This window comes from Pollutimonas thiosulfatoxidans (genome assembly GCF_004022565.1).
GTDB classification, from domain to species: domain Bacteria; phylum Pseudomonadota; class Gammaproteobacteria; order Burkholderiales; family Burkholderiaceae_B; genus Pusillimonas_D; species Pusillimonas_D thiosulfatoxidans.
In genome coordinates this window covers 2,991,474-3,017,078 of sequence record NZ_CP022987.1, presented here as the reverse complement: position 1 = coordinate 3,017,078, position 25,605 = coordinate 2,991,474, and the positions used below count along the sequence as shown (strand labels likewise).

Genomic DNA, 25,605 nt, shown 5'->3' with positions numbered 1-25,605 from the left:
TTAAGCCAGCGAGCCGCCAGCGGCTTCGATTGCAGCCTTTGCGCCAGCAGTCGCAGCGATCCCTTTCAGGATGACCTTGCGCGAGAGCTCGCCAGACTTGATGACCTTGGCGTAACGGACGGCCTGGCCCACGATGCCCGCTTGCTTGAGCACCTGGACGTCGATTTCGTCGACGGGCAGACGCTGAAGGTCGGACAAACGGATTTCAGCCGACAAATGCTGGTTCATGGCGGTAAAGCCACGCTTGGGCAGGCGACGCTGCAAAGGCATTTGACCGCCTTCAAAGCCAACCTTGTGGAAGCCGCCGGTACGCGACTTCTGACCCTTGTGACCACGGCCGGCTGTTTTGCCAAAGCCTGAGCCTATGCCGCGCCCGACACGGCGGCGGGCGCGTTTGCTGCCCTCGGCCGGTTGTAGCGTATTGAGTTGAGTTTCTGACATCCCGATTCCTTTCAGGCTTCCGAGACGGTGACGAGGTAATCCACTTTACGGATCATCCCACGCACCTCGGGTGTATCGACCAACACGCGGCTGCTGTTGATTCGGCGCAAGCCCAGACCGCGAACGGTCGCGCGGTGGGATTCCTTGGTGCCGATAACGGAGCGCACGAGAGTAACTTTAATTTCTTTCTGTGCCATGACTTACCCCAGAATATCTTCTACCGACTTGCCGCGCTTGGCAGCGATTTCGGCAGGAGTCGAGCAGGCACGCAAGCCGTTCAGCGTTGCGCGGACCAGATTGTAGGGATTGCTTGAGCCCAGGCTTTTGGCAACCACGTTACGTACGCCCATTACTTCGAAAATAGCGCGCATCGGGCCGCCGGCGATAACGCCAGTACCTTCAGCTGCAGGCGAAATAAGGACGCTGGAGGCGCCATGCTTGCCAACAACAGTGTGGTGCAGGGTGCCGTTTTTAAGGGCGACCTTCACCAGACCACGGCGAGCCTGTTCCATTGCTTTCTGTACAGCGACCGGCACTTCGCGGGCCTTGCCCTTGCCCATGCCGATACGGCCATCGCCATCGCCAACCACGGTCAGCGCTGCAAAGCTCATGGTGCGACCACCCTTGACCACTTTGCTGACGCGATTGACCGCTATCATTTTTTCACGCAGGCCGTCGTCGCTTTCTTTCTCGGCGGCTTGCCTGCCTTGTGCTTTAGCCATTTGACAATTCCTTGCTTAGAACTTCAAGCCGGCTTCACGCGCGGCGTCGGCCAGCGCTTTCACGCGGCCATGATAACGGAAGCCCGAACGATCAAATGCAACCAGCTCGATACCGGCAGCCTTTGCTTTTTCGGCTACGCGCTTGCCTACCAGGCCTGCGGCAGCAGCATTGCCGCCGTTGGCGTTCTGGCTGGCCAGCTCTTTGCGCACTTCTGGCTCGAGCGTGGAAGCGCTGACGAGCACACGATCGCCTTCCGGCGAAATGATGTTCGCGTATATATGCAGATTCGAGCGGTATACCGAGAGGCGATGTACACGCAGCTCGGAGATTTTCCGACGAGTCGAAACTGCACGACGCAAACGGGAGATTTTCTTGTCCATAATTCGTCCTTGCCTGCGCGCTTATTTTTTCTTGGTTTCTTTCATGATGACGCGTTCACCGGCGTAACGCACGCCCTTGCCCTTGTAGGGTTCGGGTTCGCGATAGGCGCGGATTTCAGCAGCCACTTGACCAACAACCTGCTTGTTGGAACCCTTGATGACGATCTCGGTCTGAGTGGGGCACTCGACCTTGATGCCCGCTGGCATGCTGTGAACGATGTCATGCGAGAAACCAAGCTGCAACTTCAGGGCGTCGCCCTGGACTTGCGCACGGAAACCTACGCCCACCAGATTAAGCCGACGCTCGAAGCCCGTGCTGACGCCGGTAACCATATTGGCAACCAGGGCGCGCATCGTGCCCGACATGGCCTTGGCCTGGCGGGAATCGTTGGCAACGTCAAACGTTAGTTGGCCGTCTTCCTGGCGAACCAGCACATCAGTGGAGAGGTCTTGGGTCAGCGTGCCCAGAGGTCCTTTGACGGAAATCTGACTTGCGCTGATGGCCGCCTCTACGCCTTTGGGGACGGGAACGGGGTACTTAGCAATACGTGACATATGATTCTCCTTATGCCACGTAGCAGAGTACTTCGCCGCCCACGCCGTTGGCGCGTGCCTTGCGATCGGTCATGACACCACGTGGCGTCGACACGATGGCCACACCCAGGCCATTCATGACCTGAGGAATGGCTTTGCTGCCCTTGTAGATACGCAGCCCTGGGCGCGAGACGCGGTCGATGCGCTCGATGACCGGACGGCCGGCGTAGTACTTCAGGGTGATCTCGAGGACAGGTTTAACCTTGTCACCGGTGATCTGGAAACTGTCGATATAGCCTTCGTCTTTCAGCACGGCAGCAATGGCTGCCTTAAGCTTCGAGGAGGGCATGCTTACCGAAGTCTTGTTGACTTGTTGCGCATTGCGCACCCGGGTCAACATGTCGGCGATGGGATCGCTCATGCTCATGTGTAATTCTCCTACCAGCTGGCTTTGATCATGCCCGGCACCTCGCCACGCAGCGCCATTTCGCGCAGCTTGTGACGAGTGAGACCGAACTGGCTGTATACGCCACGCGAACGACCGGTGACTACGCAACGATTGCGTTGGCGGGTCGGGTTGGCATTACGCGGCAGTTGCTGCAACTGCAAGCGAGCCTGATAGCGTTCTTCGTCAGTCTTGGACTGATCGTCGATGATCGCCTTCAGTGCTGCACGCTTGGGTGCATATTTGTCTGCCAGCTTGGCGCGTTTGATATCGCGATTGATGAGTGAAAGTTTTGCCACGTCATCGCCCCTTAGTTGCGAAACGGGAAGCTGAACGCTGTAAGCAGCGCCTTGGCTTCGTCGTCGGTCTTGGCTGTCGTGATGATGCTGATGTTCATCCCACGTACGGCGTCGATTTTGTCGTATTCGATTTCAGGGAAAATAAGCTGCTCTTTAACCCCGATGTTGTAGTTGCCACGTCCGTCGAATGCACGACCTGAAATACCACGGAAGTCGCGAACGCGCGGCAATGCCACGGCGACCAGGCGGTCCAAAAATTCGTACATGCGGCGACCGCGCAAAGTCACCATGCAACCAATTGGGTAGTCTTCACGGATCTTGAAGCCCGCGATGGCCTTCTTGGTTTTCGTGACAACCGGCTTCTGGCCTGAGATCTTGGTGAGATCGGAGACAGCGTGCTCGATGACTTTCTTGTCGGCAACCGCTTCAGACACACCCATATTCAGGGTGATCTTGGTGATGCGCGGCACTTGCATGATGCTTTTGTAGCCGAATTTTTCTTGCAGGTCGGCCATGACCTTACTGCGGTAAAACTCTTGTAAACGAGCCATGTTCTTCGCCCCTTAAGCCTTGGCGCCAACGACTGCGCCGCTGGAACGGAATACACGGACCTTGCTGCCGTCAATGACCTGGATACCGACGCGATCAGCCTTGCCGGATTCTGGATTGAACAGCGCCACATTGGAAATGTGGATGGGCATGGTCTTGTCGATAATGCCGCCTTGCGTACCGGCCATCGGATTGGCTTTCACGTGCTTCTTGACGACATTGATGCCTTCAACGAGTACGTGGTCGGCGTCAACGCGCTTCAGTACGGTGCCACGGCGCTTTTTGTCGCGGCCTGTGAGAATGACGACTTCGTCGCCTTTACGGATTTTTTCCATGCTTCGCTCCTTACAGCACTTCTGGAGCCAGGGATACGATCTTCATGAACTTCTCTGTACGCAGTTCGCGCGTTACAGGTCCGAAGATACGGGTACCGATGGGTTCCAGTTTGGCATTGAGCAATACGGCGGCGTTGCCGCCGAACTTGATCAGCGAACCGTCTTTGCGACGTACACCCTTAGCGGTACGAACCACTACAGCGTTGTAAATTTCGCCTTTTTTGACGCGCCCGCGTGGGGCCGCTTCTTTGACACTGACTTTGATGATGTCACCGATAGCGGCATAACGGCGCTTCGAGCCGCCCAACACCTTGATGCACATAATAGAACGTGCGCCAGTGTTGTCGGCCACGTCTAGCGTGGTCTGCATTTGGATCATGATTTTTCCTGTTCCAACTTAGTTGCATTGCGCGGCCCTTCAATTGGCCCCGCCACACAACCAGTTTTGGTCCCGTCAGATTTAAGTAGGCTTGCACGCCCACCCAAAGCCTGGGTTGAAATCTTGCTAAAAATTAGCGCTGTTGCTTTCGTAATAAAGCAAGCCATGTACTATAAGCGATCCACAAACCAAAAGCAAGTGGTAAGTATCGTGTATTTGCTTTGCAACCACAGCGCGATTGCGATACAACTGTGGGTTTGATGCAAACACACAGGGATCGAGGCATGTACGAGAAGTTGGCACTATATATAGATGGCGAGTTTCTGGGCGAAGAAGGGCGCAAGACCGAAGAGGTCAGCAACCCCGCCACGCTGGAAGTCCTGGGGCAACTGCCCCATGCCAGCACGGCAGACCTGGACCGCGCGCTGGCCGCCGCGGCCCGCGCATTCGAGACATGGCGCCACAGCTCGCCCATGACACGCTCCGAAATTTTACGCAAAGTCGGCCAACTGACCCGCGAACGGGCCCAGGAAATCGGCCGCAACATGACACTGGACCAGGGCAAGCCGCTGGCGGAGGCCGTGGGCGAGGTTATGTCTTGCGCCGAGCACTGCGATTGGCATGCGGAAGAATGCCGCCGCATTTACGGGCGCATCATTCCATCGCGCAAGCCAGAGGTACGTCAAATGGTGTTGCGCGAGCCCATAGGGGTGTGCGCAGCCTTCACCCCCTGGAACTTCCCGTACAACCAGGCCATACGCAAGATCTGCGCTGCCATAGGCGCCGGTTGCACCATCATACTGAAGGGGCCCGAAGACGCCCCCAGCGCGGTCGTGGCTATCGCGCGCATGTTCCACGACGCGGGCCTGCCTCCGGGTGTGCTCAATATCGTCTGGGGTGTTCCGGCCGAGATTTCCGACTACCTAATTCGCTCCCCCATCGTTCGCAAGGTCTCGTTTACCGGCTCTGTGCCGGTCGGCAAGCAATTGGCTTCGCTGGCCGGCGCACACATGAAGCGCGTAACGATGGAATTGGGCGGCCATTCGCCGGTGCTGGTGTTCGACGATGCCGATATCGGTAAAGCCGCAAAGCAACTGGCCCGCTTCAAACTGCGCAATGCCGGGCAGGTATGCATATCGCCCACCCGCTTCTATGTACAGGACAAGGTCTATGGTCAGTTCCTGGAAGCCTTCGTCGAGACGCTCAAAACCGTCAAAGTCGGCGATGGCCTCGACCCTGACACCCAGATGGGCCCCTTGGCGCATGCACGCCGCATACCGACCATGGATAAATTTGTTGAGAACGCACGCCAGCTGGGCGGAAAAGTCGTCCTGGGCGGTGAGCGTATCGATCGCACGGGTCATTTCTTCTCGCCCACCGTGGTTACCGATCTGCCCGAAGACGCCATGCTGATGACCGAAGAGCCTTTCGGCCCCATCGCGCCGGTCGTGCGATTCAGCGACATCGAAGAAGGAATACGCCGCGCCAACGCATTGCCCTTTGGCTTGTCCTCGTATGTGTTCACCAATTCTCTTCAAACGGCCACACGTACCTCCAATGGCCTGGAAGCGGGCATGATCAATATCAACCACTTTGGCAGTGCCTTGGCCGAAACGCCTTTTGGCGGTATCAAGGACAGCGGCATCGGCAGCGAAGGGGGCACCGAGACCTTCGACGGCTACCTCGTCACCAAGTTCGTAACGCACGTGTAGGTTCAGATGCCCAGGGCCTTTGTACCCGTATACATCATCGACGGTGCCCGCAGCCCGTTCTTGAAGGCGCGCAATACGCCAGGCCCGTTCTCGGCATCTGACCTGGCGGTGCAGCCTGCTCGCGAGCTGCTGTTGCGGCAGGCGTTCCGCCCCACCGATTTATCCGAGGTCATCATCGGCTGCGCGGCGCCGTCCCCCGAAGAAACCAATATCGGCAGGTTGATAGCCTTGCGCCTGGGCTGCGGCCACAAGGTGCCTGGCTGGACGGTCATGCGCAACTGTGCATCAGGCATGCAGGCGCTCGATTCCGCAGTCATGTCCATACAGACCGGCCGTGCCGACCTGGTGCTGGCCGGGGGAACCGACGCGCTGTCCCGCGCGCCTGTTCTACTGGGCGACGAGCTCGTGCGTTGGTTGGCCGCCTGGGGCAAGCAGCGCAGTCTGATCAAGAAGCTTGCCACACTGAAAACGCTGCGCCCCCGGCATCTGGCGCCCGTCATCGGCCTGCTTAAGGGACTGACCGATCCTTATGTCGGGCTGTCCATGGGGCAGACTGCCGAGAACCTCGCACATCGTTTCGGCATCAGTCGGTCCGATATGGATTACTACGCAGCCCGTAGCCACGAGCTGGCAAGGCAAGCACAACAACGGCAAGCCTTCAACGAGATCGTGCCGCTTACCGATCATGGCGGCAGGCTGTATGCCCAGGACGATGGCATACGCGACGACTCGACCCCCGAGAAGCTCGGACGGCTCAAGCCGGTGTTCGACAAACCGTGGGGCAATATCACCGCCGGCAACAGCTCGCAAGTCACTGACGGCGCCGCCGTGCTGCTGCTCGCCTCACAGGCGGCTGTGCAGCGCTGGCAGTTGCGGCCCATCGGACGCATACTCGACGCTCAGTGGGCTGCACTTGATCCGGCCAACATGGGTCTGGGGCCCGTGCATGCCGCCACACCGATACTCCAACGTCACGGACTGGGACTCAACGATCTTGACCTGTGGGAAATCAACGAAGCCTTTGCCGCGCAGGTACTGGCCTGCATCGCGGCCTGGAACGACGCAGACTGGTGTCAACAGAACCTGGGCCTGGGCGCCCTGGGGACTTTGGACATGCAACGTCTGAATGTCGACGGCGGCGCCATCGCGATGGGCCATCCTGTAGGGGCGTCGGGCGCGCGCATCGTGCTGCATTTGCTTCGCGCGCTGCAGGCGCGGGGCCTGCAGCGCGGCATGGCGGCAATTTGCATCGGCGGCGGCCAGGGCGGCGCCATGCTGGTGGAAACCTGCGACGATGGAGCCACAGCATGATCGCCCTGCCGGAATCCATGGTCTTGCGCAATTTCAGTTGCCACATCGACCAGGACAATGTTGCTTGGCTCGCCATCAATTGCCCCGACAGTCCAATCAACCGCCTGTCCCGCGCAGTCATGCAAGAATTGGCCGAGGTGCTGGATCACTTCGAGCATGGGCCGCCAGCCGGTCTTGTCATCTACTCCACCAAAGACGCGGGCTTTATTGCCGGCGCCGACATTGACGAATTCGCAGGTCTGGATACGCCGGAAAAAGGGCTGGAACTCGTGACCCGGGGTTGGGAGCTCTTCAATCGGCTGGCCAGGGTCAGGTATCCGACGCTTGCGCTTATACATGGACACTGCCTGGGCGGCGGTCTTGAGCTGGCCCTCGCTTGCCGATACCGGCTTGTGGTCGACCAGCCCGGTACGTCTCTTGCGCTGCCGGAAGTCATGCTGGGCATCTTCCCCGGGTGGGGTGGGATGCGGCGGCTGCCGGCCCTGATCGGCGCGCCGGCAGCTTTGGACATGATGCTTAGCGGACGCCCACAAGATGCGCGCAAGGCCGTGAAGTCCGCCCTGGCCGACGGCATGGTCGCGCCCCGGCTCCAACGCCAGGCCGCCAAAACGCAAGTGCTAAGTGGCAAACCTCGGCGCAAGGCCGCTGGCGTGCCGGCCTTACTGAATCACAGGCTGCTGCGTGCGCTGGTGGCCCGCCAGACAGCCAGGACGGTCGACCAAAAAGACCCCTACCATCATTACCCTGCGCCACGCGCCATTATCGAGATCTGGTCCCGGCACGACGGCAACCCGTTGCAAGCACCTCACTTGGTCGACCGACTGATACGGTCCGACACAGCCCGCAACCTGTTGCGGGTGTTCAGACTGCAAGAGCGCCTGAAATCCTTAGTCAAGCGCGACAACGCGACAGCCAAGGCAGCACATGTGCATGTCGTGGGCGCAGGGGTGATGGGCGGCGATATCGCGGCATGGTGTGCGCTGAAAGGGCTCACCGTCACCCTGCAGGATCGCGATCGCGAACTGATCGCCAGTGCACAGGGGCGGGCCAACACATTGTTTGCCCGCAGGCAGAAAAACCCGCGCCTGGCCCGGGCCGCCGCCGACCGCCTGATTCCTGACCTGAACGGAGATGGCGTCGGGTTGGCCGATATCGTGATCGAGGCCATCACCGAGAACCCGGAAGCAAAACGCAGCCTCTACGCAGACATCGAACCGCGTATGAAGGCCGGAGCCCTCCTGGCCACCAACACCTCCAGCCTGTCCTTGGCCGCCCTGTGTACCGACTTGGCCGCGCCGCAGCGCTTCATCGGCATACATTTCTTCAATCCTGTGGCCCGCATGCCGTTGGTCGAGGTCGTGCACCATCCCCTAAGCGACCCGGCCGCACTCCAGGCCGGCTGCGCCTTCGTCGGGCAGCTGGACAAGCTGCCTCTTCCTGTCCTGGACAGCCCCGGCTTTCTGGTTAACGCCGTGCGCGCGCCTTACCTGCTTGAAGCTATGCGCTGCGTCGACGAAGGCATCAAGCCAGAGACCGTGGACGAAGCCATGCGCGCCTTCGGGATGCCCATGGGCCCGATCGAACTGGCCGACACCGTGGGCCTGGATATCGTGCAAGACGCGGGACGGCAGCTTGCCGGACAACACACCGCACCCGCCTGCTTGCAAGAGCGCCTGGCCCGCGGCCACCTTGGGCGCAAGACCGACCGGGGCTTCTATCGCTGGAAAGACGGCAAGCCGATCAAGTCGAAAGCCACTGAGCCGGCGCCAGGCCTGGCCGAGCGCCTGATTGCCCCGCTAATACAGCAGACGCGCGTTCAGGTCGATCGCGGCGTCGTTGACGACGCAGATCTGGCCGATGCCGGCGTCATCTTTGGTACCGGTTTCGCGCCCTTCACCGGTGGGCCATTGCATTACAGCAAGGTGTAGTCCGGCACAGTATCTGCTGGCTGCCTCGGCGGGGAAGGAGGATCCCGGAGGTGGCAAATGAAATCAGCAAGTTCCTTACGCATTATTTCGGTCCTCGTGCTTGGACTGGGCGCCGGCGGCGCTTATGGGGCGGGCTTCCAGTTGCTGGAACAAAACGCCAGCGGCATTGGCAATGCCTACGCGGGCTCTGCGGCGATTGCCGAGAATGCCAGTACGATTTTCTTCAACCCGGCGGGCATGACGCGCTTGCCCGGCGTCAATGTTTCGGCGGGCGCCACAGCGGTGCGTCCATCGTTCAAGTTCAGCAATACCGGCAGCACCGGGCCAGGCGGACTGCCCTTGGGCTCGAACAATGGCGGTGATGCGGGCTCGTGGGGCCTGGTGCCCAACGCCTATCTGTCTTGGCAACTTAGCCCCGACTGGTACGCCGGGGTCGGCATAGGCGCGCCATTCGGGCTAATGACGGAGTACGACGGCGACTGGATAGGCCGCTACCATTCCAAGAAGTTCAGCATTGAAAGCATCAATATCAATCCGTCGCTTGCCTACAAGGTCAATGAGCGGCTCTCCGTAGGCGCCGGCTTGAACTGGATGCGCCTGGATGCCGATTATCGGCGCAATAGTCCGGCTGCAGGCCTCATAACGTTCCTGCCCGGTGGCATCGCCAACCCTGCCGCACCCATCGTTGCTGGGTCTCCCGATCTGGAAGCGAAAGTGAAGATGGACGGCGACGCCTGGGGATGGAACTTGGGGGTGCTGTTCGAAGCCACGCCCAGCACCCGGATCGGTTTCTCGTACCGTTCGAAGATGAAAATCAACGCGAGCGGGCACACGACCATCAGGAACGCAAGCCCTGTGCCGATTCCCACCCGTTTCAATGCCAGCACGTCGGTCGAGCTTCCGGACACCGCTGTGCTTAGCGTGGCCCACGATCTGAACAGCCGCTGGCAAATCTTGGCTGACGTCTCGTGGACGGGCTGGAGCAGCATCAAATCGCTCGAGATCGACAACGGCGACCCGCGCTTCAGCGACGATCTTGATCTGCGCTTCCGTGACACCTGGCGCCTCGCCCTAGGCGCCAACTACAAGGCGACCCCAAGATGGACCTTGAAAGGTGGCCTGGCATGGGATCAATCCCCCGTGGACAGCGCCCGGTATCGGCCGACCTCTCTGCCGGATAGCAATCGCTATTGGGTCTCGGTAGGCGCTCAGTACAATATCAACGAAAGGACGACACTCGATGTCGGATACGCACATCTCTTTGTAAAAAGCACCAGCATCGACAATGACACAGATCCTTCCAAGGGCGTCGTACGGGGCGACTATAAATCCAATGCCAACCTGATCGGCGTACAGGTGTCGCATCGGTTCTAATTTGTGTGTCCCCTCGGTATGTCGCGCCGGTTCAACGTAGAATCAATAACAAGATAACTCGAGGGGATGACACATGGAACCCATTTGGCTGGACCACTATCCACCCGGCATACCGGCAGACATCACTGAGCAAGCGGCCACATACGACTCTTTGGTGGGCATCTTCGAGGACAGCTGCCGCAATTACGCCAAGGATGTCGCTTACATCAGCATGGGCGTCACCATGACCTTCGCCCAGCTTGATGAACGCTCGCGACACTTTGCGGCCTGGCTGCTATCCATCGGCGTAAAGAAAGGCGATCGGGTCGCCCTGATGATGCCAAATCTGCTGCAGTATCCGGTTTGCCTGTTTGGCGTATTGCGCGCGGGCGCTGTTGCCGTCAACACCAATCCGCTGTACACCGCAACCGAACTCGAGCATCAGTTATCGGACTCGGGCGCTGAAGTCATCGTCATTGCCGAGAACTTTGCCCACACATTGCAAGAAGTCTTGCCGCGCGTCGCCATCAAGACCATCGTCGTCACGTCGTTGGGAGACATGCTGGGCAGCCTGAAGGGTGCCCTTACCAACCTGGTCGTGAGACACGTCAAGAAACTGGTTCCCGCCTATGCATTGCCAGGCAAGCTGCCTCTTCAGCAGGTGCTGGCGCGTGGCCGCAAATTGCCTTATACCCGCCCGTCGCTGACCCATGATGATCTCGCGCTGCTGCAGTACACCGGCGGCACCACCGGCGTGCCCAAAGGCGCCATGCTGACGCACGGCAATATGGTGTCCAACGTGTGCCAGGCGCATGCCTGGGTAAAGCCCCACCTGGGTAATAGCGAGTGCATTGTCACTGCCTTGCCGCTTTATCATATCTTCGCTCTCACAGCCAACTGCCTGACCTTTCTCAAGCTGGGAGCGAGCAACCTTCTTATCGTCAATGCCCGCGACATCCCGGCTGTCATTAAAAGCATGAAGCAGCACCGATTTACCGCGATCACCGGCGTCAACACCTTGTTCAATGCCATGCTTAATCATCCCGACTTCGCCAAGCTGGACTTCAGCGGTTTAAAGCTCGCCTTGGGGGGCGGAATGGCGGTTCAGGAAGTCATTGCACAGCGCTGGCTCAAGGTGACGGGCAAGCCTATTGCACAGGCCTACGGGCTGACCGAGACATCTCCGGCTGTCACGATCAATCCGTTGGACAAAACCGAGTTCAACGGTTCAATCGGCCTGCCGGTATCGTCCACGGAGATCGCCATTCGAGACCACGAGGGCCGCGATGTTCCACAAGGCAAAAGCGGCGAGATATGCATCCGCGGTCCTCAGGTCACGCCGGGTTACTGGAACCGGCCGGACGAAACAGCCAAGGCTTTCAGCGCCGACGGCTTCCTGCTTAGCGGCGACATTGGCTACGTCAACGAGCAAGGCTATGTGTTTATCCTTGATCGCAAGAAAGACATGATCCTGGTGTCCGGCTTTAACGTCTACCCCAACGAGGTCGAGGCGGTGGCCATGGAACACGAAGACGTGCGCGATGCTGCGGCCATCGGGGTACCGGACGAACACTCGGGCGAGGTCGTCAAGCTATTTGTCATACGCAAGAACGAGCGCGTCACGGAAGAAGAGCTCATCGCGTTCTGCCGCCAGAAGCTCACCGGCTACAAGGCCCCCAAGTACGTCGAGTTCCGTAAGGAATTGCCGCGCAGCAACGTCGGCAAGATACTGCGACGCGCGCTTAAGGACGAAGGCAAGCAACAGCCGTAAGCCAAAAAGGAAAAAGCCCCGGAAGAGAACTCCCGGGGCTTGCTGACTGGCCCGGTGCTGACACCGGGCTGGCCTACTGCTTAAATAACGCGCGCAGCTTCGAGCAAACGCACAACTGTCCACGACTTGTCGCGGGAGATCGGGCGACCTTCTGCGATTTCGACAGTGTCGCCTTCGTTGTACTGGTTGGTTTCATCATGTGCCTTGTACTTGTTGGAGCGCACGATGATCTTGCCAAAGATGGGGTGCTTGACGCGACGTTCGATGCGAACGACAACGGTCTTGTCCATCTTGTTGCTCACGACTTGGCCAATGAGGGTACGTTGGCGTTTTGCGGGCTGGGTGTTTTGAGTTTCGCTCATTTTACTTTCCTGCGGTCTCAGTCATGATGGTACGTACACGCGCGATATCGCGGCGGACCTTACCAATTTGACTGGTATTGGAAAGCTGCTGAGTGGCACGCTGCATACGCAGGTTAAATTGTGCCTTCAGCAGGCTCTCGAGCTCTTTGCTTAGCTCGGTGGCATCTTTGGAACGGAGTTCGCTGGCTTTCATGAGGTCTCCTTAAGCACCAATGTGACGCGACACGAATGTCGTCGAGATTGGCAACTTAGCGGCGGCCAGGCGGAAAGCTTCACGTGCCAGTTCTTCGCTGACACCTTCCATTTCGTAGAGCACCTTGCCGGGTTGAATTTCTGCGACCCAGTATTCCGGATTACCTTTACCGTTACCCATCCGGACTTCGGCAGGCTTCTGCGAAATCGGCTTATCGGGGAAGATACGGATCCAGATACGGCCGCCACGTTTGATGTGACGGTTGATCGCACGACGAGCAGCTTCGATTTGGCGTGCGGTAAGGCGGCCACGACCTGTGGCCTTCAAACCGAACTCGCCAAACGAGACCTGCGCACCGCGAGTAGCCAGGCCGGTATTGCGGCCCTTTTGCTCTTTGCGGTATTTTCTGCGTGACGGTTGCAGCATGTTTTATTCTCCTTCAGGCGCAGGCGCGGCAGCCGGAGCCGGCGCGGCGGGCGCATCGGCGGCGGCAACTTGCGCGGCTGGCGCAGCGTCTTTGCGAGGGGCACTACGACCACGGCCCGGGCCACCAGCAGGACGACGGCTGTCAGGACGGTCGCCACGAGGTGCACGGCGAGGACGACGCTCTTCATCGCGAGGAGCGGCGGTCTCGGGGGGCATTTCGCCGTTAGGCAGCATGTCGCCCTTGTAGACCCATACTTTGATACCGATGATGCCGTAGGTGGTCTGCGCTTCGGACGTACCGTAGTCGATATTGGCACGCAAGGTATGTAGCGGCACGCGACCTTCGCGATACCACTCGGTGCGAGCGATCTCAATACCGTTCAAGCGGCCGGCGCTCATGATCTTGATGCCTTGGGCACCCAGACGCATGGCGTTTTGCATGGCGCGCTTCATGGCACGGCGGAACATAATGCGCTTTTCCAGCTGCTGCGCGATCGAGTCGGCAATAAGCTGTGCATCGGTTTCGGGCTTGCGGATTTCTTCGATATTGACGTGCACGGGCACGCCCATCAAGCGCTGAAGATCAGCCTTGAGGTTCTCGATGTCTTCGCCGCGCTTGCCGATCACGACGCCCGGACGAGCCGAGTAAACCGTGATGCGGGCATTTTTAGCCGGACGTTCGATGATGACGCGGCCTACCGAAGCGCTTTTCAGCTTCTTCTTCAGGTATTCGCGTACACGAATGTCTTCGGCCAGCATGCCACCGAACGCTTTGTCGTCTGCGTACCAGCGCGAAGTCCAGTTGCGTGTGACCGCGAGGCGGAACCCAATCGGGTGTATTTTCTGTCCCATTGTGACTCCTTACGCGCCGACTTTGACCACAATGTGGCAAGTCTGCTTCTCGATACGGTTACCGCGGCCCTTCGCACGTGCGGAGAAACGCTTCATCGATTCGCCCTTGTCGACATAGATAGTCGTGACTTTGAGTTCGTCGATATCGGCGCCGTCGTTGTGCTCGGCGTTGGCGATCGCGGACTCAAGAGCTTTCTTGAGTATGCCCGCGGCCTTCTTGGGTGTGAATGTCAGGATATTCAGCGCCTGGGCAACCGACTTGCCGCGGATAAGGTCCGCAACAAGACGTGTTTTCTGGGCCGAAATATGGACTCCACGGATAATTGCTGTAGTTTCCATCACTTACCTCTTGGACTTTTTGTCCGCAGCATGACCCTTGAACGTACGGGTCAGTGCGAACTCGCCGAGCTTGTGGCCGACCATGTTCTCGTTGATATAAACGGGAACGTGCTGGCGGCCATTGTGCACAGCAATCGTCAGCCCAATGAACTCGGGCAGGATGGTGGAACGGCGCGACCAGGTTTTGATCGGCTTTCTGTCTTTGCCTTCGACGGCCGCATCGACCTTTTTGATCAGATGCGCGTCGACGAATGGGCCTTTTTTGATCGAACGTGACATGTTGTTCGCCCCTTACTTGCGCTTGCGGCGCGAGACAATCATATTGTCTGTGCGCTTGTTACGACGGGTTCTGAAGCCCTTGGCAGGTGTACCCCATGGACTGACCGGCTCACGACCTTCACCAGTGCGGCCTTCGCCACCACCGTGCGGGTGATCGACCGGGTTCATGGCAACGCCACGTACCGTAGGACGCACACCACGCCAGCGCATCGCACCGGCTTTACCGATTTGACGCAAGCTGTGTTCTTCGTTTCCGACCTCGCCGATGGTTGCGCGGCAATCGATATGCACGCGACGGACTTCGCCGGAGCGCAAGCGCACCTGAGCATAAGTACCTTCACGAGCCATCAGCACTGCCGAAGCACCTGCGGAACGGGCCATCTGTGCACCCTTGCCCGGAAGCATTTCGATGCAGTGAATGGTGGAACCCACTGGGATATTACGGATGGGCAGCGTGTTGCCGGCGCGGATGGGTGCATCCAGGCCCGACAACAAGGTGGCGCCCACTTCCAGGCCACGAGGAGCAATGATGTAACGACGTTCGCCGTCGGCATAGCACAACAGTGCAATATGAGCCGTGCGGTTGGGGTCGTACTCAAGGCGCTCGACCTTGGCCGGAATGCCGTCCTTGTTGCGACGGAAATCGACCAAGCGGTAATGCTGCTTGTGACCGCCGCCACGATGGCGAACCGTGATGTGGCCGTTGTTGTTACGTCCGGAACCACGTGTTTTCTTTTCCAGCAGCGCTTTGAACGGCTCGCCCTTGTGCAGAGCAGGGCTTACCACCTTGATCATGCCACGGCGGCCGGGCGAAGTTGGCTTGACTTTTACGAGAGCCATTTAGTTCACCTCCGTAAAGTCGAGTTCCTGGCCGTCTTTAAGCGAAACGTATGCTTTGCGCTCGTGACGGCGGCGACCCATGAAACGGCCAAAACGCTTTTCCTTGCCTTTACGGTTCAAAACCTGCACGGACTCGACTTCAACCTTGAAAAGGAGTTCGACAGCAGCTTTGATTTCAGGCTTGGTGGCGTCTGCAGAGACGCGGAAAGCGATTTGCTGATTTTTTTCGGCAACAAACGTGGCTTTTTCAGTCACGATAGGAGCCAGGATGACTTGCAATAAACGTTCGGCGTTCATCCCAACATCTCCTCGAGTTGAGCGATAGCCGGCTTGGTGATCAGCACTTTCTTGTAGTGGATCAACGACAGCGGATCGGCATAACGCGGTTCGACCACGGCAACGTGCGGCAGGTTGCGCGTAGCGAGGTAGAGGTTCTCGTCGAGCACGTCGGTAATGATAAGCACCGACTCCAGGCCCATGCTTTTCAGCTTGTCGGCTGCCAGCTTGGTCTTGGGTGCGTCCAGTACGAATGCGTCGACGACGGCAATGCGGTCTTCACGAGCCAACTGCGAGAGGATCGCGCGCAGACCAGCGCGGTACATCTTCTTGTTGACCTTATGCGAGAAATTCTCTTCGGGAGAACTTGGGAACGCACGGCCACCTCCACGCCAGATGGGCGAGGACGTCATACCCGAACGGGCACGACCGGTACCTTTTTGGCGCCAAGGCTTCTTGGTGCTGTGCTTGACGGTGTCGCGACCTTTCTGGGCACGATTACCGCTACGCGCATTGGCTTGAAACGCCACAACGATCTGGTGGACCAGCGCTTCGTTGAAGTCGCGACCGAAGATGGTATCGGGTGCGGCAACCGTTGCGTCGGATTGACCCTGGTCATTCAGGAGCTTGAGTTCCATTATTAGGCTCCTTTCTTGGCCGACATCTTGATGGCGGGACGCACGACCACGTCGGCATTCTTGTGGCCCGGGACTGCGCCCTTGACCAGCAACAAGCCACGCTCGGCGTCGACACGCACGATGTCGAGGTTTTGAACGGTACGAGTAGCGTCACCCAGGTGACCTGCCATTTTCTTGCCCGGAAACACGCGGCCTGGATCTTGGGCCATGCCCGTGGAACCTGGTGTACGGTGCGACAGGGAGTTCCCGTGGGAGTTTCGCTGTCCGGCAAAGTGGTGGCGCTTGATGGTGCCGGCAAAGCCTTTACCAATAGTCGTACCAGTGACGTCAACCTTTTGTCCTGCTTCGAAGACGCTTTCGACGGCCACGACCGAACCGGCTGAAAACTCAGCGGCTTTGGCGGGATCTAGACGGAATTCTTTGAGGATGCTACCGGCTTCGGTGCCGGCCTTTGCGTAATGCCCGGCTTGCGGCTTGACCACGCGGGAAGCGCGGCGGGAGCCATAGGCCACTTGCACAGCTGCATAACCATCGATTTCTGGCGACTTTACTTGGGTAATGCGATTGTTGGACACGTCCAGTACGGTTACCGGGATGGACTCGCCTTCCTCGGTAAAAATACGGGTCATGCCAACTTTACGCCCCACAAGCCCCAGCCGATAGGCGGCAGGTGTAGGTGTCGAGTTCGACATCGTTTTCTCCATTCCCGACTACGATTGGTCGGGGCTAATTGCTGTATGCATTGATCGGCCCGCTTGGGGGCTAGGCCGGCATACCTGAGTTTACTCTTTAAACCAAAACATACTTTTTTGGTTAAGCGTAGCACTTTAGCATGGAAAAGGGCACTATCGCAAGTGGGCAAGGGGTAATAACCCCAAGGCCCAACAAGCGTGAAGCAAGCCTGCAACACGACACCGATTGGTACATTACTATCGGCCTGTATTTGTGACCGAGGAGCCGGAGCGGTGAACGATGAGAACAAGCAGCGCATAGCACTGCGCGGGCCAGTATTGAGCTTTCGGGATGATCCTTTCATTGCCGGCGACGCCGCCGCCATGCACTACGAGGCGGACGGCCTCGTGCTTATTGATCATGGCCTGGTCACGGCCTTCGGCGATTATCAGCAGATCCGGACGCAGCTTTCAGACCATGTGGTCACCGAGTATAAGAATGCGCTGATCATGCCCGGCTTCATCGACACCCACGTGCATTATCCACAGACCGAGATGATGGGCTCTTATGGCAAGCAACTGATCGACTGGCTGAATCAATACACCTTCGTCACGGAACAGCGTTACGCCGACCCCGCCCATGCCGCGATGGTGGCCGATGTCTTCCTGCGCGAATGCCTGCGCGTGGGCACGACAACAGCCTCGGTCTACTGCACGGTTCATCCCGCATCGGTCGATGCCTTCTTCAACGCGGCGCAATCGCGCAAAATGCGCATGATTGCCGGCAAGGTCCTCATGGACCGCAATGCCCCCGCCGGACTTACCGATACAGCACAGTCCGGTTACGACGATTCCGAGGCCCTGATCCAAAAGTGGCAGCACACGGGCCGGCTGTCCTATGCGATTACGCCACGCTTTGCGCCCTCGTCCACGCCTGCGCAGCTCGAAGCCGCCGGCGCCCTATGGAAACGCTATCCGAACAGCCACGTACAAACCCACGTCTCGGAGAACCTGCACGAAATCGCCTGGGTAAAGGATCTGTATCCGGAGCGCAGCAACTATCTGGACGTATACGCCCACTATGGCTTGACGGGCCCCAAGGCAATTTTCGGCCACGCTGTCCACCTGGAGGAATCCGAGTGGCAGCACCTGGCCAGCAGCGGTTCGGCCGTATCCCACTGCCCAAGCTCCAATGGCTTCCTGGGCAGCGGGCTGTTCAACTTCCTGCGCGCCAAGCAAAACCCCAACCCCGTGCGAGTAGGCTTGGCCACCGATGTAGGCGCCGGCACAACCCTGTCCATGCTGCAAACCATGGGCGCCGCCTACAAGATAGGGCAGCTCGGACACTATTCCTTATCCGCCGCTAAGGCCTTCTACCTGGCCACCCGCGGCGCCGCGCAGGCCCTGTACCTGGACGACAAAATAGGCAGCATCGCACCAGGCATGGAAGCCGACCTGATCGTTCTGGACCTGCACTCCACCCCACTGATCGATTTCCGCATGCAGCATTGCGCAGGCATCGAAGACGCCATGTTCGTGCAAATGACCATGGCCGACGACCGCGCCACCCAAGCCGTCTACATCGCCGGCCAACTGGCTTATCAGCGCGATTGAAAATAGGTACATCAACCGTGGCGCATAGCCCCTTTCACCCCACCCCGGTTCGTCGGGCGCAAACTCTTCTGATACACAGGCGTTTGTGGGCAGGGGCGGGCCGGCGCTTATGGGTGCGCCGGTTAAATGCCAGCATCGGGGAAAAAAGGGAGCAACTGTTTGAGCAACAAGTTTGTCGGGGCACCGCCCCGACGTTGCGAGTTTTGCGACCGCCCCGATGCTGACATTTAACCGGGAAGTCATGACCCCACGGGCCATGACCGCAACCATCAAGCCGGCCCGCCCCTGCCCACAAACGCAAGCTGCCCCAAAAGAAACCTCAAACCAAACGACGAACCACAAACCTCTCCACATATTCATTGGCAGGATGATTCCGAATGTCGTCCGGCGTACCAACCTGCTCTACCTTGCCATCGCGCAGTATCACAATATGCTGCCCCAGCCGCAGCGCCTCTTCGATATCGTGCGTAATGAACACTATGGTCTTTTGCAGACGCTGCTGCAGCGCCAACAACTGATCCTGCATGTCATAGCGAATTAGCGGATCCAGCGCCGAAAACGCCTCATCCATCAACAGTACTTGCGCGTCTATCGCCAGAGCACGGGCCAGGCCCACGCGTTGCCGCATCCCGCCCGACAGCTCGTCCGGATAGTTTTTTTCGTATTCCAGCAAGCCCACCCTTTCCAGCCACAGCAATGCTGTCTTGTAAGCCTGCGCCTTGCTTTCGCCGCGTACCCGCAAGCCGAATGCCACGTTATCCATCACATTCAGATGCGGCAACAAACCAAAGCTCTGAAAAACCATGCTGATCTGATGGCGACGCAACTCGCGCAGCTCTGGCATGGTCAGCTTCAGAATATTATTGCCATCCACCAGAATCTCACCTGCGCTTGGGTCGATCAGGCGGTTAAGGTGGCGCACCAGCGTCGATTTGCCCGAACCCGACAGGCCCATGATGCATGTGATGCGGCCCGTCGGGATAACAGCGCTGACGCCGGCCAGGCCCACGTTGCACCGGGTCTCTGCCTGCACTGTGCCGCGGTCGGCGCCCTCGCGCAGCAGGGCCAGCGCCTTGGCCTCGTCGCGGCCGAACACCTTGTAGACTTCTCTGATCTCTATCTTGATGTCATCCATCAGTGCATCTCCCGCACTTGCTGTTGTCCGCTGCGTGCGCGACGCGGCTTGCCATAAGCCTGGGTGATGCGATCAATGACAATAGCCAATATCACGATGGCGATACCGGCCTGCAGGCCGCGCCCTACATCCAGCGTCTGAATGCCGGCCAGCACGTCTTCGCCCAGGCCTCGCGCGCCTATCATCGAGGCCACCACCACCATGGCAAGCGCCATCATGGTTGTCTGGTTCACCCCTGCCATGATGCTGGGTCGCGCCAAGGGCAAGGACACTTTGATCAGCATTTGCCAGGGGGTCACGCCAAAGGCTTGTGCAGCCTCCATCACGTTATGGTCGACCTGGCGCAGGCCCAAAATAGTCAGGCGAATGAGAGGCGGTACGGCATAGATAATGGTGGCAAACAGGGCCGGCACCTTGCCCAGGCCAAACAGCATCAAGACCGGAATCAAATACACAAAGCTGGGCAAAGTCTGCATCACATCCAGTACCGGTATGAGCAGGCGGCGCAATAAGCGGCTGCGCGCCGCGACGATGCCCACCGGTATGCCCACCACGATAGACAACACCGTAGAGACCAGTACCAAAGAGAAGGTCTGTATAAGTTTGTCCCAAAGGCCCACGGCGCCAATAGCGTACAGGCAGACAACAAACAACACCGTCGACACCGCCTTGCGTGTGGCATGCCAGGACAGCAGCGCGACCAGGGCCAGGAACAGCCAGGGCGGCACGTTTTGCATGCCGCGCTCTACCGGTAGCAGGATCCCCGTCAGCAGGAAGTCGCTGACCTGGCGCAACACCCCCCCGTATGCCTTCACGACGCTCATCAGATGGCGATTCACAAAGTCGGCGGCCGACCATAGTGGGAAAATGCCGTCGCGGGTCTGCGGCGCAAGGGTAGCCTCTGGCGCCGCGGCGCTGTCGGGCAAGGCCGTGAGCCCGGCGGCGCCAGGCTGCTCGAGCGGCACACTCAGTGCGGCGCTTGCCTTTTGCATGGCCTCAGGCGCAAGCCAGGCCTGCCAGACATCCGGATGGGTGCGCAAGAACTGTTCCGCAATATCGGCAGCCGGCGCGCGTGTCTCCGTCATGGTCAGGATCATTTGATTCATCAACGCCGGCTCGATGCGCAGTTTGTTGAAAAATTCGATCAGCTGCGGATTGGCCTGTGCAAAGAGGCTTGATACCGCCACGCCAAGGCGGGCCACCAGAAAGTCGGAGGAGCACAACTGCCCTTCGCCACTGACGATGGTGTCCCAGCATTCTTTATTGAAAGGATCTTGTTCGATCTTGTAGAAGTCGTATTTGGCCATCAGGCCAGCCGGCTGCCAGTAGTAGAACAGGATGGGCTCGCCACGGTCGTACGCCGAACTGATGGCGGCGTCCAGCGCGGCCCCGGTTCCGGCACGAAAGTTGTTGTAGTCATCGTCCAGACCATGCAGGGTCAGCAGGCGCGAGTTGGTTTGCTCGCACACCCAGCCAGTCGGGCAATTAAGAAAGCGACCCTTGGTCGGCACTTCCGGGTCTTTGAATAACCCCTTGTACTGCGGAAGATCACGCCAGGATTTCAGGTCGGGCGCCATGGGCTGTATGCCGCGTGCCGGGTCTCCGTGCACGACATAGTCGGGAACATACCAGCCTTGTTGCGCGCCACCTATCAGCGTGTCGCCAACGACTTGTACGTCGCCTTGCTGGATCGCCTTTTCAATAATCGGCGACCTGCCCGACCACTGTTCAGCGATGATGTCCACGTCACCTTGCGCCAATGCGGACTCGATCGCAGCAGGCGTTCCGGGGACGATATCGGTCTTGCACCCATAACCATCGACCAGCAATCGACTGATAAGCTGCGTTGTGAACTCGGCGCTTTCCCAGGTTTGTCCCGCGAGCTTGATGGGCACGCCGTCATTGCACAATGCCGACTGCGCAGCGCCTACCTGTGGCCATATCCCCGCCGCCCCTAGCGCCATCGCGCCGAGTATTTTTGCTAGTCGTCTCATGACAGCCTCGAAATGCAAAACGCCATGCTCTCGAGCATGGCGTCTTGTTTTGTTGCGCGAACTGGCGCTCCGGCAAAGCTTACTGCAACGCGATTTCCACGTCTACACCTGCGGGCAGGTCCAGACGCATCAGGGCATCAACAGTCTTGTCTGTGGGATCCACAATGTCCATCAAACGCTGGTGAGTGCGCATTTCGAACTGGTCGCGCGAGGTCTTGTTCACGTGCGGTGAACGCAAGACGTCGTAGCGGCGAATGCGAGTGGGCAGAGGTACTGGACCACGCACTACCGCGCCCGTGCGTTTGGCTGTTTCCACAATTTCGGCGGCTGACTGGTCGATCAACTTGTAGTCAAACGCTTTCAAACGGATGCGGATTTTCTGGTTTTTCATCGGAATTCCTAAAGAACGAACTTAGACCAGGGGCGATCGCCCCTGTCTGAACAAGCAATAATTACTTGGTAATGCTGGCTACGACGCCGGCGCCCACGGTACGGCCGCCTTCGCGAATAGCAAAGCGCAGACCTTCTTCCATGGCGATCGGGGCGATCAGGCTGACCTTGATCGAGACGTTATCGCCTGGCAGAACCATTTCTTTGTCCGCTGGCAGTTCGATCGTACCCGTTACGTCCGTCGTACGGAAGTAAAACTGGGGACGATAGCCCTGGAAGAACGGCGTGTGACGGCCACCTTCATCTTTGGACAGAATGTACACCTCAGCCGAGAAGTCCGTGTGCGGCTTGATCGAGCCGGGCTTGGCCAACACCTGGCCGCGCTCGACGTCTTCGCGCTTGGTGCCGCGCAGCAAAATACCCACGTTATCGCCGGCTTGACCTTGGTCCAGCAGCTTGCGGAACATCTCGACGCCCGTGCAAGTGCTCTTGACCGTGTCCTTGATGCCCACGATTTCGATTTCTTCGCCAACCTTGATGATGCCACGCTCGATACGGCCGGTAACCACCGTGCCACGACCGGAGATCGAGAACACGTCTTCCACCGGCATCAGGAACGTGCCGTCAACGGCGCGCTCTGGCGTAGGAATGTAGGTGTCCAGCGCTTCGGCCAGGGCCAGGATGGCGGGCTTGCCCAGGGGGCCTTCGTCGCCTTCAAGAGCCAGCTTGGCCGAACCCTTGATGATCGGGGTGTCGTCGCCAGGAAAGTCGTACTTGGACAGCAGCTCGCGCACTTCCATCTCGACCAGCTCGAGCAACTCTTCGTCGTCGACCATGTCGGCCTTGTTCAGGAACACGATGATGTACGGCACGCCGACCTGGCGCGAGAGCAGGATGTGCTCGCGCGTTTGGGGCATGGGGCCGTCAGCGGCCGAAACCACCAAGATGGCGCCGTCCATTTGCGCCGCGCCCGTGATCATGTTCTTGACATAGTCAGCGTGGCCCGGGCAGTCAACGTGCGCGTAGTGACGCGCTGTCGTTTCGTACTCGACGTGCGAGGTGTTAATGGTGATGCCGCGCGCTTTCTCTTCAGGCGCTGCGTCAATCTGTGCGTAGCCTTTGGCTTCGCCGCCAAATGCAGTGGCCAGCACCGTGGTGATCGCTGCCGTAAGTGTCGTCTTGCCGTGGTCAACGTGCCCGATCGTACCTACGTTTACGTGCGGTTTATTCCGCTCAAACTTACCTTTTGCCATGATTTATCCCGTCGATTTTTCAAGGAAACAAAATAGTGCCTGTCCGCCACAAGGGCGGACAGGAGCTTAATTAATTACTTGCCGCGTGCGCTGATGACTTCATCAGCGACGTTCTTCGGCGCCTCGGAGTAATGCTTGAACTCCATGGTGTAGGTTGCGCGACCTTGCGTTTGCGAACGCAGGTTGGTCGAGTAACCGAACATCTCGGCCAAGGGAACTTCAGCCTTGATGGTCTTGCCACCGCCCGGGATGTCATCCATGCCCTGGACCATGCCGCGACGTGAGGACAGATCGCCCATTACCGTACCGGCGTAGTCTTCTGGTGTTTCGACTTCTACAGCCATCATGGGCTCGAGCAGCACAGGGCTGGCCTTGCGCATGCCGTCCTTGAACGCCATGGAAGCTGCCATGCGGAATGCATTCTCGTTAGAGTCCACGTCGTGGTAAGAACCGAAGAACAGCGTTACCTTGACGTCGACCACCGGGTATCCGGCAACAACGCCTGCCGGCAAGGTTTCTTGAATACCCTTGTCCACCGCAGGAATGTATTCGCGAGGAACCACACCGCCCTTGATGGCGTCCACGAACTCGTAGCCACCGCCAGGAGGCAAGGGCTCGAGCTTGAGCACGACGTGACCGTACTGACCACGACCGCCGGACTGCTTGACGAACTTGCCTTCGATTTCTTCGCAAGTCTTGCGGATGGTCTCGCGGTAGGCAACCTGAGGTTTGCCCACGTTGGCTTCCACGCCGAATTCGCGGCGCATGCGGTCAACCAGCACTTCCAGGTGAAGTTCGCCCATGCCCGAAATAATGGTCTGGCCGGACTCTTCGTCGCTGCGGACCCGGAAGGAAGGATCTTCCTGAGCAAGACGCGACAGCGCAATGCCCATTTTTTCCTGGTCGGCCTTGGTCTTGGGCTCGACAGCCTGCGAAATGACCGGCTCGGGGAATTCCATGCGCTCGAGCAAGATGTGCTGACCGACGTCGCAAAGCGTTTCGCCAGTCGTGACGTCTTTCAGACCCACGACAGCGGCGATGTCGCCAGCCAGAACTTCTTTGATCTCGGCGCGGTTGTTGGCGTGCATCTGCAAGATACGGCCGATGCGCTCTTTCTTGCTTTTGATGGGGTTATAAACCGTTTCGCCTGCATGCAGGACGCCGGAATACACCCGCACGAAAGTCAACTGACCAACAAAGGGATCGCTCATCAGCTTGAATGCCAGCGCGGAGAACTTCGCGCCGTCGTCGGCAGGCAGGCTGATCGTATTGCCGTCATCGTCCATGCCCTCAACCGGAGGAATATCGACCGGAGATGGCAGGTAATCGATCACGGCGTCCAGCATGCGCTGTACACCCTTGTTCTTGAAGGCGGTACCGCAAAGCATGGGCTGGATTTCACCAGCGATCGTGCGCGTGCGGATGCCCAGATTGATTTCGGCTTCGGTCAGTTCGCCTGTTTCCAGGTACTTGTCCATGAGCTCTTCGGACGATTCTGCCGCCGCTTCTACAAGCTTCTCGCGCCATTCGTTGGCTTGCTCGACGAGCTCGGCAGGAATGTCGATGTAGTCGAACTTGGTGCCGTGGCTGGCTTCATCCCAGATGATGCCCTTCATGCGGACCAGGTCGACAACGCCCGTGAAAGTGTCTTCTGCGCCGATCGGAATAACGATAGGCACAGGGTTGGCTTTCAGGCGCAGCTTGAGCTGGTCGTAGACCTTGAAGAAATTGGCGCCTGTGCGATCCATCTTGTTGATGAAAGCCAAGCGCGGCACGCCGTACTTGTTGGCCTGACGCCATACGGTTTCCGACTGTGGCTGCACGCCGCCCACGGCGCAGTACACCATGCATGCGCCATCGAGCACGCGCATGGAACGCTCGACTTCAATCGTGAAGTCGACGTGTCCCGGGGTGTCGATGATGTTGATGCGGTGCTCGGGGAGGTCGCCCGCCATGCCACGCCAGAATGCAGTCGTGGCAGCCGAGGTAATGGTAATGCCACGCTCTTGCTCTTGCTCCATCCAGTCCATGGTGGCCGAGCCTTCATGGGTTTCGCCAATTTTGTGATTGACGCCGGTGTAGAACAGGATGCGCTCTGTCGTGGTGGTCTTCCCTGCATCGATATGCGCAGAGATGCCAATATTGCGATAGCGCTCGATTGGGGTTTTGCGGGCCATGATTGT

Annotated in this window: 31 protein-coding genes; 6 read left to right on the top strand and 25 right to left on the bottom strand. The window is 58.8% G+C overall.

Features of this window, described 5'->3' with window-relative positions:
- From rplO to rplN, 10 genes are read right to left on the bottom strand one after another with little or no spacing between them, the layout of a single operon-like run.
- Nucleotides 1-441 (bottom strand): 50S ribosomal protein L15, encoded by a 441-nt coding sequence (gene rplO / locus CKA81_RS14670; protein WP_128355956.1) that lies wholly within the window; start codon nt 439-441, stop codon nt 1-3.
- 11 nt (nt 442-452) lie between these two features.
- Nucleotides 453-638, bottom strand: a complete 186-nt coding sequence (gene rpmD / locus CKA81_RS14665; protein ID WP_128355955.1) for a 50S ribosomal protein L30 — start codon at nt 636-638, stop codon at nt 453-455.
- Nucleotides 639-641: 3 nt separating this feature from the next.
- Nucleotides 642-1,163: a 30S ribosomal protein S5 gene (gene rpsE / locus CKA81_RS14660; RefSeq protein ID WP_128355954.1), complete on the bottom strand. Its 522-nt coding sequence runs from the start codon at nt 1,161-1,163 to the stop codon at nt 642-644.
- Between the two features lie 15 nt (nt 1,164-1,178).
- A complete protein-coding gene (gene rplR, locus CKA81_RS14655) occupies nt 1,179-1,544 on the bottom strand; it encodes a 50S ribosomal protein L18 (protein ID WP_128355953.1) in 366 nt (121 codons plus the stop codon).
- A 21-nt stretch (nt 1,545-1,565) separates the two neighbouring features.
- Complete coding sequence (gene rplF, locus CKA81_RS14650; protein WP_128355952.1) at nt 1,566-2,099, bottom strand: 50S ribosomal protein L6; 534 nt, start codon at nt 2,097-2,099, stop codon at nt 1,566-1,568.
- A gap of 10 nt (nt 2,100-2,109) precedes the next feature.
- A complete protein-coding gene (gene rpsH / locus CKA81_RS14645; RefSeq protein ID WP_128355951.1) occupies nt 2,110-2,505 on the bottom strand; it encodes a 30S ribosomal protein S8 in 396 nt (131 codons plus the stop codon).
- 11 nt (nt 2,506-2,516) lie between these two features.
- Entirely contained in the window at nt 2,517-2,822 is a 306-nt protein-coding gene (rpsN, locus tag CKA81_RS14640) for a 30S ribosomal protein S14 (RefSeq protein ID WP_128355950.1), read from the bottom strand.
- Between the two features lie 11 nt (nt 2,823-2,833).
- Nucleotides 2,834-3,373, bottom strand: coding sequence for a 50S ribosomal protein L5 (gene rplE, locus CKA81_RS14635; RefSeq protein ID WP_128355949.1), 540 nt, complete (start codon nt 3,371-3,373; stop codon nt 2,834-2,836).
- Nucleotides 3,374-3,385: 12 nt separating this feature from the next.
- Nucleotides 3,386-3,706 carry a 50S ribosomal protein L24 gene (gene rplX, locus CKA81_RS14630; RefSeq protein WP_128355948.1) on the bottom strand — a complete coding sequence of 107 codons (321 nt, stop codon included), beginning with the start codon at nt 3,704-3,706 and terminating at the stop codon, nt 3,386-3,388.
- Nucleotides 3,707-3,716: 10 nt separating this feature from the next.
- Nucleotides 3,717-4,085 carry a 50S ribosomal protein L14 gene (gene rplN / locus CKA81_RS14625; RefSeq protein WP_128355947.1) on the bottom strand — a complete coding sequence of 123 codons (369 nt, stop codon included), beginning with the start codon at nt 4,083-4,085 and terminating at the stop codon, nt 3,717-3,719.
- A gap of 284 nt (nt 4,086-4,369) precedes the next feature.
- Between rplN and CKA81_RS14620 the strand changes: the two genes are divergently transcribed.
- The 5 genes from CKA81_RS14620 to CKA81_RS14600 all read left to right on the top strand — a co-directional run bounded on the left by CKA81_RS14620 (nt 4,370) and on the right by CKA81_RS14600 (nt 12,160).
- Nucleotides 4,370-5,797, top strand: coding sequence for an NAD-dependent succinate-semialdehyde dehydrogenase (locus CKA81_RS14620; RefSeq protein WP_128355946.1), 1,428 nt, complete (start codon nt 4,370-4,372; stop codon nt 5,795-5,797).
- Nucleotides 5,798-5,803: 6 nt separating this feature from the next.
- Complete coding sequence (locus CKA81_RS14615; RefSeq protein ID WP_128355945.1) at nt 5,804-7,108, top strand: acetyl-CoA C-acetyltransferase; 1,305 nt, start codon at nt 5,804-5,806, stop codon at nt 7,106-7,108.
- Nucleotides 7,105-9,036 carry a 3-hydroxyacyl-CoA dehydrogenase NAD-binding domain-containing protein gene (locus CKA81_RS14610; protein WP_164878417.1) on the top strand — a complete coding sequence of 644 codons (1,932 nt, stop codon included), beginning with the start codon at nt 7,105-7,107 and terminating at the stop codon, nt 9,034-9,036. Before CKA81_RS14615 ends, CKA81_RS14610 begins: the two co-directional genes overlap by 4 nt.
- A 57-nt stretch (nt 9,037-9,093) precedes the next feature.
- Entirely contained in the window at nt 9,094-10,410 is a 1,317-nt protein-coding gene (locus CKA81_RS14605; protein WP_128355944.1) for an OmpP1/FadL family transporter, read from the top strand.
- Between the two features lie 73 nt (nt 10,411-10,483).
- A complete protein-coding gene (locus tag CKA81_RS14600) occupies nt 10,484-12,160 on the top strand; it encodes an AMP-binding protein (protein ID WP_128355943.1) in 1,677 nt (558 codons plus the stop codon).
- 80 nt (nt 12,161-12,240) lie between these two features.
- On the opposite strand, the gene rpsQ is transcribed toward CKA81_RS14600, so the two are convergent.
- From rpsQ to rplC, 10 genes are read right to left on the bottom strand one after another with little or no spacing between them, the layout of a single operon-like run.
- Nucleotides 12,241-12,522, bottom strand: a complete 282-nt coding sequence (rpsQ, locus tag CKA81_RS14595) for a 30S ribosomal protein S17 (RefSeq protein ID WP_128355942.1) — start codon at nt 12,520-12,522, stop codon at nt 12,241-12,243.
- A gap of 1 nt (nt 12,523) precedes the next feature.
- Nucleotides 12,524-12,715 carry a 50S ribosomal protein L29 gene (gene rpmC, locus CKA81_RS14590; RefSeq protein WP_128355941.1) on the bottom strand — a complete coding sequence of 64 codons (192 nt, stop codon included), beginning with the start codon at nt 12,713-12,715 and terminating at the stop codon, nt 12,524-12,526.
- A gap of 9 nt (nt 12,716-12,724) precedes the next feature.
- On the bottom strand, nt 12,725-13,141 hold the full coding sequence (gene rplP / locus CKA81_RS14585) for a 50S ribosomal protein L16 (protein ID WP_128355940.1): 417 nt from the start codon (nt 13,139-13,141) through the stop codon (nt 12,725-12,727).
- 3 nt (nt 13,142-13,144) lie between these two features.
- Nucleotides 13,145-13,993, bottom strand: a complete 849-nt coding sequence (rpsC, locus tag CKA81_RS14580; RefSeq protein WP_228255732.1) for a 30S ribosomal protein S3 — start codon at nt 13,991-13,993, stop codon at nt 13,145-13,147.
- Nucleotides 13,994-14,002: 9 nt separating this feature from the next.
- Nucleotides 14,003-14,332 (bottom strand): 50S ribosomal protein L22, encoded by a 330-nt coding sequence (gene rplV / locus CKA81_RS14575; protein WP_128355939.1) that lies wholly within the window; start codon nt 14,330-14,332, stop codon nt 14,003-14,005.
- A gap of 3 nt (nt 14,333-14,335) precedes the next feature.
- On the bottom strand, nt 14,336-14,611 hold the full coding sequence (gene rpsS, locus CKA81_RS14570) for a 30S ribosomal protein S19 (protein ID WP_128355938.1): 276 nt from the start codon (nt 14,609-14,611) through the stop codon (nt 14,336-14,338).
- Nucleotides 14,612-14,623: 12 nt separating this feature from the next.
- Nucleotides 14,624-15,451: a 50S ribosomal protein L2 gene (gene rplB / locus CKA81_RS14565; RefSeq protein ID WP_128355937.1), complete on the bottom strand. Its 828-nt coding sequence runs from the start codon at nt 15,449-15,451 to the stop codon at nt 14,624-14,626.
- On the bottom strand, nt 15,452-15,748 hold the full coding sequence (rplW, locus tag CKA81_RS14560) for a 50S ribosomal protein L23 (RefSeq protein ID WP_128355936.1): 297 nt from the start codon (nt 15,746-15,748) through the stop codon (nt 15,452-15,454).
- Nucleotides 15,745-16,365, bottom strand: coding sequence for a 50S ribosomal protein L4 (rplD, locus tag CKA81_RS14555; protein ID WP_128355935.1), 621 nt, complete (start codon nt 16,363-16,365; stop codon nt 15,745-15,747). Before rplD ends, rplW begins: the two co-directional genes overlap by 4 nt.
- A 2-nt stretch (nt 16,366-16,367) precedes the next feature.
- Nucleotides 16,368-17,057: a 50S ribosomal protein L3 gene (gene rplC / locus CKA81_RS14550; RefSeq protein ID WP_164878416.1), complete on the bottom strand. Its 690-nt coding sequence runs from the start codon at nt 17,055-17,057 to the stop codon at nt 16,368-16,370.
- Between the two features lie 273 nt (nt 17,058-17,330).
- Between rplC and guaD the strand changes: the two genes are divergently transcribed.
- A complete protein-coding gene (gene guaD, locus CKA81_RS14545; protein ID WP_128355933.1) occupies nt 17,331-18,650 on the top strand; it encodes a guanine deaminase in 1,320 nt (439 codons plus the stop codon).
- A gap of 319 nt (nt 18,651-18,969) precedes the next feature.
- Here guaD and CKA81_RS14540 read toward each other — a convergent pair whose 3' ends face one another.
- The 5 genes from CKA81_RS14540 to fusA all read right to left on the bottom strand — a co-directional run bounded on the left by CKA81_RS14540 (nt 18,970) and on the right by fusA (nt 25,599).
- Nucleotides 18,970-19,785, bottom strand: a complete 816-nt coding sequence (locus tag CKA81_RS14540; RefSeq protein WP_128355932.1) for a betaine/proline/choline family ABC transporter ATP-binding protein — start codon at nt 19,783-19,785, stop codon at nt 18,970-18,972.
- Nucleotides 19,785-21,779 carry a glycine betaine ABC transporter substrate-binding protein gene (locus tag CKA81_RS17580; RefSeq protein ID WP_128355931.1) on the bottom strand — a complete coding sequence of 665 codons (1,995 nt, stop codon included), beginning with the start codon at nt 21,777-21,779 and terminating at the stop codon, nt 19,785-19,787. The genes CKA81_RS14540 and CKA81_RS17580 overlap by 1 nt, the downstream gene beginning before the upstream one ends.
- Nucleotides 21,780-21,858: 79 nt before the next feature.
- Nucleotides 21,859-22,170 (bottom strand): 30S ribosomal protein S10, encoded by a 312-nt coding sequence (rpsJ, locus tag CKA81_RS14530; RefSeq protein ID WP_013743964.1) that lies wholly within the window; start codon nt 22,168-22,170, stop codon nt 21,859-21,861.
- Nucleotides 22,171-22,231: 61 nt separating this feature from the next.
- Nucleotides 22,232-23,422 carry an elongation factor Tu gene (gene tuf / locus CKA81_RS14525; RefSeq protein WP_128355930.1) on the bottom strand — a complete coding sequence of 397 codons (1,191 nt, stop codon included), beginning with the start codon at nt 23,420-23,422 and terminating at the stop codon, nt 22,232-22,234.
- Between the two features lie 74 nt (nt 23,423-23,496).
- Nucleotides 23,497-25,599 carry an elongation factor G gene (gene fusA / locus CKA81_RS14520; protein ID WP_128355929.1) on the bottom strand — a complete coding sequence of 701 codons (2,103 nt, stop codon included), beginning with the start codon at nt 25,597-25,599 and terminating at the stop codon, nt 23,497-23,499.
- Nucleotides 25,600-25,605: the final 6 nt, after the last annotated feature.

Excerpts from the sequence above, each read along its gene's own strand:
- rplO (WP_128355956.1), bottom strand. The coding sequence starts at position 441 with ATGTCAGAAACTCAACTCAATACGCTACAACCGGCCGAGGGCAGCAAA.
- rpmD (WP_128355955.1), bottom strand. The coding sequence starts at position 638 with ATGGCACAGAAAGAAATTAAAGTTACTCTCGTGCGCTCCGTTATCGGC.
- rpsE (WP_128355954.1), bottom strand. The coding sequence starts at position 1,163 with ATGGCTAAAGCACAAGGCAGGCAAGCCGCCGAGAAAGAAAGCGACGAC.
- rplR (WP_128355953.1), bottom strand. The coding sequence starts at position 1,544 with ATGGACAAGAAAATCTCCCGTTTGCGTCGTGCAGTTTCGACTCGTCGG.
- rplF (WP_128355952.1), bottom strand. The coding sequence starts at position 2,099 with ATGTCACGTATTGCTAAGTACCCCGTTCCCGTCCCCAAAGGCGTAGAG.
- rpsH (WP_128355951.1), bottom strand. The coding sequence starts at position 2,505 with ATGAGCATGAGCGATCCCATCGCCGACATGTTGACCCGGGTGCGCAAT.
- rplE (WP_128355949.1), bottom strand. The coding sequence starts at position 3,373 with ATGGCTCGTTTACAAGAGTTTTACCGCAGTAAGGTCATGGCCGACCTG.
- rplX (WP_128355948.1), bottom strand. The coding sequence starts at position 3,706 with ATGGAAAAAATCCGTAAAGGCGACGAAGTCGTCATTCTCACAGGCCGC.
- rplN (WP_128355947.1), bottom strand. The coding sequence starts at position 4,085 with ATGATCCAAATGCAGACCACGCTAGACGTGGCCGACAACACTGGCGCA.
- CKA81_RS14620 (WP_128355946.1), top strand. The coding sequence starts at position 4,370 with ATGTACGAGAAGTTGGCACTATATATAGATGGCGAGTTTCTGGGCGAA.
- CKA81_RS14615 (WP_128355945.1), top strand. The coding sequence starts at position 5,804 with ATGCCCAGGGCCTTTGTACCCGTATACATCATCGACGGTGCCCGCAGC.
- CKA81_RS14610 (WP_164878417.1), top strand. The coding sequence starts at position 7,105 with ATGATCGCCCTGCCGGAATCCATGGTCTTGCGCAATTTCAGTTGCCAC.
- CKA81_RS14605 (WP_128355944.1), top strand. The coding sequence starts at position 9,094 with ATGAAATCAGCAAGTTCCTTACGCATTATTTCGGTCCTCGTGCTTGGA.
- CKA81_RS14600 (WP_128355943.1), top strand. The coding sequence starts at position 10,484 with ATGGAACCCATTTGGCTGGACCACTATCCACCCGGCATACCGGCAGAC.
- rpsQ (WP_128355942.1), bottom strand. The coding sequence starts at position 12,522 with ATGAGCGAAACTCAAAACACCCAGCCCGCAAAACGCCAACGTACCCTC.
- rpmC (WP_128355941.1), bottom strand. The coding sequence starts at position 12,715 with ATGAAAGCCAGCGAACTCCGTTCCAAAGATGCCACCGAGCTAAGCAAA.
- rplP (WP_128355940.1), bottom strand. The coding sequence starts at position 13,141 with ATGCTGCAACCGTCACGCAGAAAATACCGCAAAGAGCAAAAGGGCCGC.
- rpsC (WP_228255732.1), bottom strand. The coding sequence starts at position 13,993 with ATGGGACAGAAAATACACCCGATTGGGTTCCGCCTCGCGGTCACACGC.
- rplV (WP_128355939.1), bottom strand. The coding sequence starts at position 14,332 with ATGGAAACTACAGCAATTATCCGTGGAGTCCATATTTCGGCCCAGAAA.
- rpsS (WP_128355938.1), bottom strand. The coding sequence starts at position 14,611 with ATGTCACGTTCGATCAAAAAAGGCCCATTCGTCGACGCGCATCTGATC.
- rplB (WP_128355937.1), bottom strand. The coding sequence starts at position 15,451 with ATGGCTCTCGTAAAAGTCAAGCCAACTTCGCCCGGCCGCCGTGGCATG.
- rplW (WP_128355936.1), bottom strand. The coding sequence starts at position 15,748 with ATGAACGCCGAACGTTTATTGCAAGTCATCCTGGCTCCTATCGTGACT.
- rplD (WP_128355935.1), bottom strand. The coding sequence starts at position 16,365 with ATGGAACTCAAGCTCCTGAATGACCAGGGTCAATCCGACGCAACGGTT.
- rplC (WP_164878416.1), bottom strand. The coding sequence starts at position 17,057 with ATGTCGAACTCGACACCTACACCTGCCGCCTATCGGCTGGGGCTTGTG.
- CKA81_RS14540 (WP_128355932.1), bottom strand. The coding sequence starts at position 19,785 with ATGGATGACATCAAGATAGAGATCAGAGAAGTCTACAAGGTGTTCGGC.
- CKA81_RS17580 (WP_128355931.1), bottom strand. The coding sequence starts at position 21,779 with ATGAGACGACTAGCAAAAATACTCGGCGCGATGGCGCTAGGGGCGGCG.
- rpsJ (WP_013743964.1), bottom strand. The coding sequence starts at position 22,170 with ATGAAAAACCAGAAAATCCGCATCCGTTTGAAAGCGTTTGACTACAAG.
- tuf (WP_128355930.1), bottom strand. The coding sequence starts at position 23,422 with ATGGCAAAAGGTAAGTTTGAGCGGAATAAACCGCACGTAAACGTAGGT.
- fusA (WP_128355929.1), bottom strand. The coding sequence starts at position 25,599 with ATGGCCCGCAAAACCCCAATCGAGCGCTATCGCAATATTGGCATCTCT.